At 33.7% G+C, this 12,521-nt stretch carries 10 protein-coding genes; 6 read left to right on the forward strand and 4 right to left on the reverse strand.

Annotated elements, in window-relative coordinates:
* Window positions 1-1,049: 1,049 nt before the first annotated feature.
* The 6 genes from ACFS5J_RS03230 to ACFS5J_RS03255 all read left to right on the forward strand — a co-directional run bounded on the left by ACFS5J_RS03230 (window position 1,050) and on the right by ACFS5J_RS03255 (window position 7,843).
* Window positions 1,050-1,718 (forward strand): hypothetical protein, encoded by a 669-nt coding sequence (locus tag ACFS5J_RS03230; RefSeq protein WP_379810551.1) that lies wholly within the window; start codon window positions 1,050-1,052, stop codon window positions 1,716-1,718.
* Between the two features lie 203 nt (window positions 1,719-1,921).
* Window positions 1,922-3,307, forward strand: coding sequence for a S41 family peptidase (locus tag ACFS5J_RS03235; protein ID WP_379810552.1), 1,386 nt, complete (start codon window positions 1,922-1,924; stop codon window positions 3,305-3,307).
* Window positions 3,308-3,540: 233 nt separating this feature from the next.
* A complete protein-coding gene (locus ACFS5J_RS03240) occupies window positions 3,541-3,876 on the forward strand; it encodes a hypothetical protein (RefSeq protein ID WP_379810553.1) in 336 nt (111 codons plus the stop codon).
* Window positions 3,877-3,957: 81 nt separating this feature from the next.
* Entirely contained in the window at window positions 3,958-4,815 is an 858-nt protein-coding gene (locus ACFS5J_RS03245) for an HAEPLYID family protein (RefSeq protein WP_379810554.1), read from the forward strand.
* Between the two features lie 1,370 nt (window positions 4,816-6,185).
* A complete protein-coding gene (locus ACFS5J_RS03250) occupies window positions 6,186-6,386 on the forward strand; it encodes a hypothetical protein (RefSeq protein WP_379810555.1) in 201 nt (66 codons plus the stop codon).
* Window positions 6,387-7,108: 722 nt separating this feature from the next.
* Window positions 7,109-7,843, forward strand: a complete 735-nt coding sequence (locus ACFS5J_RS03255) for a tyrosine-protein phosphatase (RefSeq protein WP_379810556.1) — start codon at window positions 7,109-7,111, stop codon at window positions 7,841-7,843.
* Window positions 7,844-7,903: 60 nt separating this feature from the next.
* Here ACFS5J_RS03255 and ACFS5J_RS03260 read toward each other — a convergent pair whose 3' ends face one another.
* The 4 genes from ACFS5J_RS03260 to ACFS5J_RS03275 all read right to left on the reverse strand — a co-directional run bounded on the left by ACFS5J_RS03260 (window position 7,904) and on the right by ACFS5J_RS03275 (window position 12,520).
* Complete coding sequence (locus ACFS5J_RS03260) at window positions 7,904-9,868, reverse strand: polysaccharide biosynthesis protein (protein WP_379810557.1); 1,965 nt, start codon at window positions 9,866-9,868, stop codon at window positions 7,904-7,906.
* Between the two features lie 67 nt (window positions 9,869-9,935).
* Window positions 9,936-11,072, reverse strand: coding sequence for a DegT/DnrJ/EryC1/StrS family aminotransferase (locus tag ACFS5J_RS03265; protein WP_379810558.1), 1,137 nt, complete (start codon window positions 11,070-11,072; stop codon window positions 9,936-9,938).
* Window positions 11,073-11,443: 371 nt separating this feature from the next.
* Entirely contained in the window at window positions 11,444-12,082 is a 639-nt protein-coding gene (locus ACFS5J_RS03270; RefSeq protein ID WP_379810559.1) for a hypothetical protein, read from the reverse strand.
* A 249-nt stretch (window positions 12,083-12,331) separates the two neighbouring features.
* Window positions 12,332-12,520, reverse strand: coding sequence for a hypothetical protein (locus ACFS5J_RS03275; RefSeq protein WP_379810560.1), 189 nt, complete (start codon window positions 12,518-12,520; stop codon window positions 12,332-12,334).
* Between the last annotated feature and the right edge of the window lies 1 nt (window position 12,521).

Below are 12,521 nucleotides of genomic sequence, written 5' to 3' on the forward strand. Positions count from 1 at the left end.
CGGAAAGGATTTGCTACACTGCGGAAAAGGACAATAGTAGTAAATATACAATTTGACTTCGTAATTGTATTACGGTAATTGGTCTGCGATTTGTTATGCGAGGGAGTCCCTCCTCGAGGAGGGTATGGGAGGTGTTTTTATATTATTTTTCTTTTTTATGTCTCGATTCTATTTTGCCTAAGGAATCCATGAATCTTTGATTTGCCTTGATGCAAAAAAGAAACAAAAAAGATCAAGGCTGCACCCTTCATCGGTCTGCCTACTGTTTATTACCTAAAAGAAAAGAACTCAGCCTTCGGCCTCAAACAGCTTTTCTTTTGTACGGTAATTGCACAGGGTCGACACTCGACTGCGGGGCGCTAGGCCGTTTCAAAACTTGCTATACAAACTATTTTCAATTTTTACACTAAACATGTACTACTACAAACCCTTTTCCGCAGTATAAACCCTGCGTAAAGAAAATCTATATTCCGGAGGCTGAGCAAAGATGCGGTCACTGAGCATTTGAGATTAAGAAGAGAAACGAAGTTTCGGTCTTTTCGAAGTGTTAGCATCAATTCTTAATTCTTTTACTTTTTTTAGTTCAACATTTCATATTTGACTTAAGGAGTTCATGAATCTCCTTCGTCGATTTCATTGCCAAAAAAAGCAACAAAAAAGTCTAGCCTCTACATCTTTGCAGGTCTTAAATCCTTTCTTTTGCCTTGATGCAAAAGAAACAAAAAATCAAGTCCCTGCTTCCTCATCGGTCAATTTCTATTTTTAAAGGCTAAAATAAAAGAACTCGGCTTTCAGCCTCAGACAGCTTTTATTTTTTACGCCTTCTTCAAATAATTGACCCTCGATTGCGGAAGCTAAGGACAATTGAGAATTGTGTTGAACAGATGATTCCCCATTTTAGAAAAAAGTCTACTGAAAGCCCCCTTTTCCGCAGTATAGTCCTGCGTAAAGAAAATCCGAAAGTATTCTTATATTTGTTTTGGCCACCAACAAAGATTACAACAACAGCTTGCCAAGGAGCGTTAGCAGCTATATAAAAACAGCACATAATGAAATTTGATCAAGAAAAGTATAAAGTATATACATGGAAAAATTGGATGATGCTACATTGGATTTTAAATCCTGGTTTAGCAATAAACGAATTGATTTTAGGACAAAGAATTCCAAAGGTCAGTTTAGAGGATAAAACAATTGACAAGCCGAGAATTGAACGAACACTTGTCCCGTGTCCTCATTGTGAAGCGCTTCACGATGGTAGAACTTGGTCGACAGAAAACGGAACTGCTTTTAAAAATTGGTTTGGACTTTATTGTAAAAACTGTGGGAATACAATTCCTTGTTTGACAAACGGATTGAGTTTTTTAATTCTTACCATAACCTTTCCTCTTTGGGGTTGGTTTAGAAAAAGTTTAAAAACTAAATGGATGGCAAAACAACCGAAACGTTACGAGAATATAGACATTGAACATATTCCAAACCCATTTGACAAGAAGAGTTGGATAAAAACAGGTTTAAGTTGGGGTGGCTTTATGTTTTTGACTATGTCAATTGGATTTCCATACTTTGATGGACAAGAAATTACTTGGAAAACTTTGTTGTTAGGAATTATAATCTGGACAATTGGCGGACTTGGATATGGTTACACCATGAAATTATTTATAAACAAGACCCTCAATAAAAAAGTAAAAAATACCGCTTCCAAAATCGATTATAACTAATCCCCAGTTACGGCACCCTTCCGAATTTTGCTGCGCTAGTTTGCACGTTGTGCTCGTGTCTCCGAACATTCAAAAGTTTGCAGTATATTTGAAATGGATTGGTTTTGGTTTGGCACCACTACTTATGGCCGAAGACCGTTGTACTTAATACCAAGTAACATTCGATGACTTCAATTGTCTTTTAAAGAAAATAAAAACAACTAATGAAAAAACCATTTATACTTGCGATTTTTCTATTCCCATTTTTCTCGCTAAATTCTCTAGCCCAACAATCCGAAAACAAATTTGGGAAAAATACAATCATTGAAGATTTAGAATATCTTAATAATTCATTAAAAGATGCTCACTATAACCTCTACGCCTATACTTCAGAAAAAGACTTTTCAAGGAATTTTGAGAAAATAAAAAAATCAATTTCTAAGGATTCTGTAACGCTATTACAAGCAACTACTCTTTTTCAAAAAGTGATATCGGTAGTAAATAACGGCCATACTGAAATAGACTTCCCAGGAGCTTCTTACAGTGCTTATGCATATAATGGCGGAACTATATTTCCAATAGAAATTGCTTTTGAGAATAACAAAAATTTTATCCGAAAAAACTTTTCTGACAATTCTAGTATTAAGGTTGGTGCAGAAATAATAAGTATTAATGGCGTTTTAATAAAAGACGTCTTAGAAGAAATTTATCCTCAAGTTTCGGCTGAAAGAACATACTTTAAAAACGCAAAAATTGAAATGTATTCGTTTCCTAGATTATACTGGCAAGTTTTTGGAAAGCAAGATGACTTTGAAATTGAAATTATCTCAAATGGGACTGTCCAAAAGCATTCAATAAAAGCGGTACGCCTTATCGAGGATTATGAAATGAAAAGAACTGATGTTTTGAATGCTAAGATGGAATTAAAATTTATAGATAAATGTGCCTATATAAATCCAGGAAACTTTTCGGGTGACGAAGAAAAGTACCATCAATTCATTGATTCAGCTTTTGTAGAAATAAAAAAAAGTAAGCGTAAAAATTTAATCATTGACCTTAGAAATAATGCTGGTGGTAATGACTCTTTTAGTGATTACTTAGTTTCATATTTTGCAGATAAACCCTTTAAATGGAATTCGGAATTTACTCTTAAAACGAGTCAATTTCTTAAAGAGCATACAAGGAAACACCATGATACTACGAATACTTATTTTCAAAAAATTCTTTCTCACAAAAATGGAGAAATCTACAATTATGAATTTGATGAATACCCGCCACAACCGAAACAAAGGCGATTTAATGGAGAAGTATATGTTTTGGTCAATAGACAATCACATTCTCAATCAGCCGTGACAGCCTCTCAAATTCAAGATTATAAGTTTGGGACGATTGTAGGAGAAGAAACAGGCGATTTCCCAACACTTTACGCTTCACAGTTTCACTACACTTTACCTCATACCGGAATTGTAGTAAAAGTGTCTAAAGGACAAATTGTTCGTGTAAATGGCAGTAGGAAACCAGAAGGTGTGATACCTGATATAGTGATTAAAGACCATTTATTAGACGAAGAAGATGAAATATTAAATGGACTAGTGAAAAAACTGAATTAAAAGTACTAAGCACAACACCCTATATAATCAATTGTTCGTTCTAGCCTACATACGAAAATCTTCGCGGATTTTCTATTCGGATTGTAGTTGCTAAATTAGTTGCTTAAAACATGCAATAAACCATCAACAAAACCGTTGTTGGCCATATCAGAAAACCCACAAAAAAACGTTACTATTGAACTGTGATAGGTCAAATAAGAAATAGCATTTTCACAAAATTCCTTTGGAGATTCATGGGACTTTACCTGCTCAACATTAGCGTTGACGTGGCAGACCCAAACCCTGAACATATTCCAGAAGACTTGTCGTTCAACGACCAAGAAAGTATCGTGGAACTAGTGGTCGAAAAAGTTTTGGGATTTGAAGATGCCATCCAAGAGTATGACGACCATGACACCGAAGACCACAACAAGCAGAAAAATATAAAAATAGACTTGTTAGTTCACGTGTTTAAGGCGGACAAATTCACTCCCAACCAAATTGACAAAAGAAAAAAACTCTACTCTGACTGTGTTGCTCGTTTAACACAAGGCTTCAACGAAATAGACAGTCCCCCACCCAAAGTTTGATTTGTTTCTCTAACTCTACATCACCCTGTGACCAATAGGATACAGGGCAATTCTTAATGTGTTTAAAACAAATCAAAAAAAATGAACATCCAAAAAAAATTGGTGCTACTCCTTGTATTGGCACTTTCCACATATGCCTCTGCTCAAGTTACTGATGCACAAAAAGACAGCTTATACATTCAACAAGTTGAAGACCATAAAGAACCTTATAAAGTCCTACACGCAGAACCTTTATATGTTGACCTAATCCGAGATTTGGGAGCTCGAAAAGGTGAAAAAGAGTGGAACGTAGGATTAGGTCTTACGGACAATCTGAAATTCGACTCTTATGAAGCTTTAATAGAATACGAGTGGGCACCCATTGACCGATTAGGCTTAGAAGTCGAACTGCCTTTTACTTTTTATTCACCGAACGGAACAGCAAACGACTCTATTCCGTCCAATCAATTGAATAGTATCAAAATTGCTGCTCAATGGTCATTTTTCGTGAACGAGCCTATGGCTACTTCAATGGCACTTGGATATATCAATGAGTTTGAACTTTCAAACTTCAGGAATTTTGGGAAGCCCTTTATTCAAGGAAATATTTACAATCCTTTCTTTGTTGTAGCAAAGCGATGGGGCAATAACTTCCACTCCTTGATTTATACAGGACCAATGATTGAACAAAATTTCAGTACCAAAAAGTTTCATACGACTTATGACATCAATACCAGTTTTCATTATATGATTTCAGGTACACGGAATTTTATCGGGATTGAGCTTAATAAAACCATTGACAAGCGAGACTTCGACATGACCGTAAGGCCACAAATGAGATTGGGTGTTGCAGACAACTTGTTGATTGGAATAGTAGCAGGAATTCCAATAAGTCGTGAAAATGAGAGATTAAGCTCTTTTCTTCGACTGATATGGGAACCCGGACATAAGAAAAAATAAATACGTCCACCAACGATGTGTAAGCGTAATGCGGACTGATATGCTCAAATTGAGCATATTGCACTTATCAAAGTTTAGTGCGGCGGACCGTTTATTTCTCTGAAATCCCACACTCCGCTAATACTAGACCAGACCGTTAAACCGGTATTTCAATTTTAAAAACAATAAAGCCCAGTCTCTCAACTGGGCTTTATGATTTAAAATATAACAAATTATTTCAAAGTTGTAAAACATTCTTTTGTGTATTGCATTGAAACCGCTAAAACAAGATTTTTGCAGAAAATTAATCATAGAAATAAGTTGTTACAGCCATAAGAGGACAAGTTAGCGTGATGTATTTCTTGTAAGAAAAGATAGTATAGGATGAAAAAAACAATGATTAAAGTAAAAATTACGAGAAGTAATGCCTTCAAAGATAAATTCAGGAACTACCAAATATTACTTGATGGTAAACGAATTGGATCTATACAATCAAACGAAACCGTTGCTATATATGGCAGATTTGATAGTACAATTCAATTGAAAATTGATTGGTGCTATAGCAATAAAATTAGTATCAATTCAGAAAATCTAAAGGATTCAGAACTGTACTTAAGTGCCGAAAACAATCTCAATGTAAAAGGCTGGAGAATATTTTTACTGTATTATTATATATTTTTTAAAAGACATAATTACTTAAAACTTTCCGTACTATAATTTTGTAATCATTAAAACTGTCAAGTATCAAATCATGTCAAAACACAACCTAAAACTTTATTCAGAAGGTATTACAATACTTAATGTATTTTCCTACTTAAGTATTGCTACCGCTAAGGATTTCAAGAATGATCTACTTATTACCATTCCACTATTCCTATTGTTTATAAACCTCATCGCATATATAGCCTTGTTTACTTCATTTAAAAAAGAACCTCGCATAACAACATTTACCTTAATTTACCAACCACTATTTATCGTATTCTTCTGTTACTATGGCTTGTACAAACTGGGGCTAGTATAACCCGTAGCTTTTTGTATTGAATACTTAAATAAATAAAAGTCACAAAAAGTTATATCTGTTTTGATAATTTTTTATATTTGCTCTCCTTATAATTTCAAAATAATAGTATGATTCTATCAACCGAAAATATTCTTATTATAATTGTTTCTTCTATTATTGGTGGTGCATTAGGCCCTTACCTGGTTAAGAAATTTTTCTATAAGAACAAGAATTAAAATATAAAACCTTTAAATAATAGATTTCAAACACAGCTTTTCATACGTCATTCTATCATCCATTCTATCTTGAATACTATAGTTTTAATCCTATGATTCTCGATGTACAAAAAGATAAAATTTATAACCATAACGAATCCCTATAAAGCCCAACAATGAATAATCGAAAAAGTAAAAAAATTGCAGCAATATCATTAATTGTTGTCCCTTGTATTAAACTAATTTCATATTTAGGGGATAATGATTTTGAAAAATATGGAATGAATAATTATATTATTTGTGGAGCATTATTTGTATTAATGCTTTGCGGTACAATAGGTTTAAAGAATAGTTTGTACCAAAAAGACAAAATTTAGAATTAAAGTACGTTGTAAGCCTAAATAAATAAAAGCAGTTTCATACTATAACACGTTTGATCTCTCCGTAAAGAATCTAAACTCCATTATTTTTTTAATTTACATACTGAATGGATTCAACTTTTAGCAACGGACAAACCGAAGCAAACTTGTTACCATTCCTTTAATTATTTCGCTTTTACTGCTTTTGTTTACTATTTTTAAATATGAACGCTAACAAATCAAACCCCAACATTAATAATAGAACAACGTAAAAGATCTTACCAAATACATTTTTGTTTTCGATAAAAAAATGGTTGTAATTAAAGATTAAAAAAAAGGCTAAAACAATTTTATAGACAATGTGGTTGTTAGCTGTCATGAAGTTTTATTTATAATAGTTATTCAATCACAAATATAATTCAGACTTCCATCTGATATCATAAAAATCCGCTAAAAGTTATTGTAAATATCGTAACACTAAACAACTAGTGTTTCTAACACGGAAGGTAATGACAATACAATATTTAGAGTTGTTCAAAATTAAGCAATAGGCTGACGCAAATGGAAAAGCGGCCGGTTCAAAATGTGCTGACCATACAATTTTGTTTTTTATACTACAAATGTGCTATTCTTAAACCCTTTTCTGCAGCATAAGCGCTGCGTAAAGAAAATCACTTACTGCAAAGCTTACGTTTTACTATTGCCTACAAAACAATATCTTTGTTTAAAAGAAATAAAAAATGTTATCCCTTTTCAAAAAGCAACCTAAATTAAAGGAACTCATCCCCCATGATTATACTGACATTCATTCGCATGTTTTATTCGGTATTGATGATGGTGCTAAAACGTCTGCTGATTCGAGGTTTTTAATGGAAAGCATGAAGGCTATGGGATTTTCAAAAATTATAACTACTCCACATACGCATTTCAATTTATGGCCAAATAGTAGCACTACCATAGCTGAAACTAGAAGAAAAGTACAAGCTGCTTTCCCAGATCTTTGTACTCAAATGCAATTACAAGCTGCTTCTGAATACTATATGGACGAACATTTTGTACAACTTTTACAATCTGAAGCTTTATTGGTTTTAAAAGATAATTACATACTTGTTGAAATGTCATATTTGAATGCACCACTACAGCTATTTGACATAATTTTTGAATTACAACTTAAAGGATATACCCCAATATTGGCTCATCCTGAGCGTTATACTTTTTACCATAACTCCTTAAAAGCCTACGAAGCTTTAAAAAAAGCAGGATGTCTTTTTCAAATGAACTTATTATCCTCCGTGGGGTACTATGGAACTGCTGTTGCAAATACAGCTGATACTTTATTACAAATGGATATGATGGATTTTGTAGGTTCAGACATTCATCATGCCAAACATATTGCTGCTTTTGATAATAAGGTTATTCTTAAAAACAGGAAAACTTTGGAAAAAGTAATAGAAGTCAATCAATTTTTTAAGTGAGCAACACTTAAAAAATTGATTGACTTCTATTATGTGGTAGTCATAAAATTAAATTCAAAACTACACAACGTCCAAACTGGCAAAGTTGGAATTTAAACTTTTAAATTCTGGAACAATATCTTTCATCACCCTTACAGTTGCTTCCATATCCAGATTTAATGTATTGTGCTTTAATTCGGCAATTTTATTCTCGATTAATTCGTATGATTCATCATGAGCATCTATTGCAATCATAATTTTATCGTGGTGCGTTGGTAAGGTTTTTGAGCTATCGTTTAATAACTCTTCGTATAATTTTTCACCAGGACGCAATCCTGTAATTTTAATTTCGATTTCTTTATTTGGTATTAAACCCGCTAATTGAATCATTTTCTTTGCCAAATCAATAATTTTAACCGGTTTCCCCATATCAAAAATATAAATTTCACCACCATTACCCATAGCTCCAGCTTCTAGAACCAACTGACAAGCTTCGGGAATCGTCATAAAATAGCGAATAATCTCAGGGTGCGTTATGGTAATCGGCCCTCCCTCTTCGATTTGTTTGGTAAACAATGGTACAACTGAACCATTAGACCCCAACACATTTCCAAAACGAGTGGTTATAAATTTTATTCCGGCTGCTTTTCCCTTCTCAAAATAAAGACTCTGCACGTACAATTCCGCAATTCTTTTGCTTGCTCCCATTACATTACTTGGATTGACCGCTTTATCCGTTGACACCATCACAAAACGAGACACCCCAAAACGTACTGCGCAATCTGCAAGATTTTTAGTTCCAATAACATTGTTCATAACCGCTTGATATGGATTATCCTCCATTAATGGTACATGCTTATATGCGGCAGCATGGTATACTAATTCTGGTTGGTGGGTTTCAAAAATATGATGTAACAATATTTCATCTTTAATATCGGCCACAATTGGTACTACATTAATACCATAACCATTCTTTCGCAAGTTTAAAACCAAATCATGTAAAGGAGATTCTGCTTGATCTAGTAAAATGACTTTTTTGGGATTGAATAACAATACCTGCTGCACTATCTCACTTCCAATTGAACCCGCAGCTCCCGTAATTAAAATTACTTTACCACTAATTTGTGATGCAATTTGCAGATTATCCAAAGCAATAGGTTGGCGCTCTAACAAATCGTTAATATCGAACTTTTTAATGCTTTTTGCAATTTGCTCCTGATCTTCCCAATCGGTTACTGCAGGCAATGTTAGTACTTTGAATTTGTTTTCCAGACATTCCTCTACAATACGTAACTTATCTTTTTTTGATAATTTTCTATCTGCTATAATTATTCCATCTGCTTTAAGTGCCCTTAACACTACAGCCGTATTATTTTTATAGTGAATAATTGGTAATCCGAGCATTTGCTTTTCTACTCTGGATTTTCTTTTTTCCAAGAAACCCATCAAGCGGTACTTCTTTAATTGATCTGCTGCCAATACGTTTGCCAAGGCTACCGCATTCGCATCTGAACCGTAAATTACCACTTTCAATTGCTTGTTTTTATCTACCCTGTTTAAATAGTGTTCAAACATATATTTGACCAATACACGATATACAAACAACATTACAAATGAAATTACCGCATTTACAACCAATCCTGGAAACAGGTAAATTTTGGTTCCAAAAACAAAATAATGTAGATAATTTACAAATGTTAAGATTGCTAAACTTGTCCCAGTTGCAAATAATAATTTTAGTGCATCTACAAAACTAGAATGCCTAATAATACCAGCATAAGTACGAAAAACCAAAAAACAACTGATGTTCACTAGTAACATGAACGCATAACGAACAGGAATAGAAAAACTATTGTAAAAGCTTAAGGTTAGATTGGATACAATTAAATATGTCAAGGTGCAGGATAACATTACGATACCTACATCAATTGTAAAAATTATCCAACGTGGTAAATAGCCTAAGTTTGAAAAACGCTGCGTAAAAAAACTTTTTCCAAAAGTTTTAAAATCAATCCCACTATATTTTTTCCCTTCTGTTTCTGACATAACTTTCAATCTTCTTATACTTCTTGGTTAATAGCAGCAATTCACAAAGAAAGACAATACGCCGATTCTATGTGTTAAAAAAATGTGAAATTACTTCTGCGATTCGCGTTCTATCCTCATCTCTTAAGTTAGATCCTGAAGGCAAGCATAAACCGCTGTTAAACAAGTTTTCTGCAACTTTTTCACCGTAGTAAGGATATTCTTCAAAAACAGGTTGCAAGTGCATCGGTTTCCACAATGGTCTTGATTCTATATTTTTAGCTTCCAAAGCCAATCGCAATGCTTTTGCTGTTTTGCCGAGTACCTTTTCATCCAACACTATAGCCGTTAACCAATGGTTGGAATAAAATTCCTCATTTGGCTCTGCGAAAATAGTAACACCCTTAACATTGGACAACAATTTGTGGTAAAAGGCATTCATTTCACGACGTAATGCTATATGTGCATCTAACACCTCCATTTGTCCTCTTCCAATACCCGCACAAATATTACTCATACGATAATTATACCCTATTTCACTGTGCTGGTAATGTGCTGCTGTATCGCGCGCTTGCGTTGCTAAAAAAACCGCTTTTTCTTTTTGCTCTTTACTAGCATTTACTAGTGCTCCGCCTCCGGACGTAGTAATTATTTTATTTCCATTGAAAGACAATACTCCAAAAGTACCAAAAGTACCACAAGCTTTTTCTTTATAAGTACTACCTAAAGCCTCAGCTGCATCTTCTACAAGTGGTATTTCATATTTGTTTGCTATTGTTAATACCTCATCTACTTTAAAAGGCATACCATATAAATGCACCGCAATTATTGCTTTTGGTTTATTTCCTTTTCTAATGCGATCAACAATCGCATTTTCCAAAGCAATAGGACAAATATTCCAAGTATCCGGCTCACTATCTACAAAGACCGGAATTGCTCCCTGGTACCGAATAGGATTAGCCGAAGCGGAAAACGTCATACTTTGACAAATTACCTCATCCCCAGCCTGAACACCTAACAAAATTAAAGCCAAATGTAAAGCTGCCGTACCAGAACTTAAAGCTGCTACTTCAACATTATCTTTTAAATACTGTTGTAAATCATCTTCAAAACCTGTAACATTAGGTCCTAAAGGCGCTATCCAATTCGCCTCAAAAGCTTCTTGGATATACTGTTGCTCCTTACCTCCCATGTGGGGAGATGACAACCATATTTTTTGTTCCATAAATTGAGCTTACCTTTTGGTATTTATTGCAAATCTAATTAAAAGACATGAGTTGTAAAACCATTTGTTTTTTTTTAACAAGTCTTATATAGCTAAATTATTCACTATCTGTTGATTTTAAAAATTCAAATTTCATACATCTAACATTATTGAGATATCAAACGTTTTAAAACTTACTTTTCATATCAATTTATACAGCTAATTTTAGCTATAAAAATTTCGTTTCCATCAATCCTTTCTATCTCAAAAAAAAGCACACTTTCCTTTACAAGGAAAGTGTGCTTTTTAACCTTCTATTTCATAAATATCAAACCAATGTTATATCTAAAAATTTAATTGGTTCAATACCCATCATTCGTGTTTCACTGAAATTAATACCAATCTACGTGGCGTCTTTCTTTGCCTAAATACAATTGTATTCCTACAGCAAAACGCAATGATTTCCCCACTTCAGGATTGTAATCTGGATCCAATAAAACCCCATCAAAACCATAATGTTGTTTGAAATGAAAAGCATAGGTTAAGTCGGCATAAATACTCAAACGATCTGCAACTTTTACTTGAGGTGTTAGGCCTAAAGAGGCTGTACCGATGGTTTCATATTTTTTAATACTTTCTGGCCCCGCTATTGTTACTCCTGAACCCGCATGTGCTAAAAGTCCAACTGTTTCATATGTCCAATAACTCAACTGAAACAGGCTTCCTAAATTGTAAACCGCTTCCAATTGGAAAGTATTGAATTCTATTCCGTATCGTTTGTACTCAAAACGATCGTTGTTATACGATAATTTTGCACCGATTGTAGGTGTAACCATATAACGCAATCCTAACTCTGCATGACGGAATCCTGCAAATTTACCTGTACTTTGTGGTGTTTTAAATAGCGATGATGGTTGTACGTATCCATATCCTGCATCCAAAGACCAATGGTTCCAACCGTCTTGTTGGGCAAAAGTCATTACTGAAAATAAGAATACAACTAGCAAATTTAGTTTATTGAATTGGAGCATTTTAAATAATTTTAATTATCCCATTGGGACATTAGGTTAATATTAATTGATTTATTGTTTCGTAATTTTTAAATCTATTTACACTTCTCTATCAAGAAGGGCGCAAACATAGGAAAAAAATTAAATAGAACAATTCTAATTAATTCTAACATACATTCACCAACTGTAACGAAGTTTTTACCGTCTCTATTATATCGCTTTAATTAATTCACAAAAAAGCGCCCTTTTTTGAAAAGGGCGCTTTTATTATTATAAAACCTGCTTTTGTTTTTTATAAAATGTATAACAAAACAAACCTAATCCCAAAAGCATCAACGGTATTATCCAATTATCAATAGGAACTGCTTGACCTGGATCTCCATCAGGATCAATTGGGGTTTGAGATTGAACAACTATAGTTCCTAAAAAGAAAATTATTATGGTTATGATATTCTTCATT

Source organism: Flavobacterium chuncheonense (assembly GCF_042686145.1).
Lineage (GTDB): Bacteria > Bacteroidota > Bacteroidia > Flavobacteriales > Flavobacteriaceae > Flavobacterium > Flavobacterium chuncheonense.

What these genes read in the sequence shown, in the direction of transcription:
- ACFS5J_RS03230 (WP_379810551.1), top strand. Translation starts at nt 1,050, where the DNA reads ATGAAATTTGATCAAGAAAAGTATAAAGTATATACATGGAAAAATTGG.
- ACFS5J_RS03235 (WP_379810552.1), top strand. Translation starts at nt 1,922, where the DNA reads ATGAAAAAACCATTTATACTTGCGATTTTTCTATTCCCATTTTTCTCG.
- ACFS5J_RS03240 (WP_379810553.1), top strand. Translation starts at nt 3,541, where the DNA reads ATGGGACTTTACCTGCTCAACATTAGCGTTGACGTGGCAGACCCAAAC.
- ACFS5J_RS03245 (WP_379810554.1), top strand. Translation starts at nt 3,958, where the DNA reads ATGAACATCCAAAAAAAATTGGTGCTACTCCTTGTATTGGCACTTTCC.
- ACFS5J_RS03250 (WP_379810555.1), top strand. Translation starts at nt 6,186, where the DNA reads ATGAATAATCGAAAAAGTAAAAAAATTGCAGCAATATCATTAATTGTT.
- ACFS5J_RS03255 (WP_379810556.1), top strand. Translation starts at nt 7,109, where the DNA reads ATGTTATCCCTTTTCAAAAAGCAACCTAAATTAAAGGAACTCATCCCC.
- ACFS5J_RS03260 (WP_379810557.1), bottom strand. Translation starts at nt 9,868, where the DNA reads ATGTCAGAAACAGAAGGGAAAAAATATAGTGGGATTGATTTTAAAACT.
- ACFS5J_RS03265 (WP_379810558.1), bottom strand. Translation starts at nt 11,072, where the DNA reads ATGGAACAAAAAATATGGTTGTCATCTCCCCACATGGGAGGTAAGGAG.
- ACFS5J_RS03270 (WP_379810559.1), bottom strand. Translation starts at nt 12,082, where the DNA reads ATGCTCCAATTCAATAAACTAAATTTGCTAGTTGTATTCTTATTTTCA.
- ACFS5J_RS03275 (WP_379810560.1), bottom strand. Translation starts at nt 12,520, where the DNA reads ATGAAGAATATCATAACCATAATAATTTTCTTTTTAGGAACTATAGTT.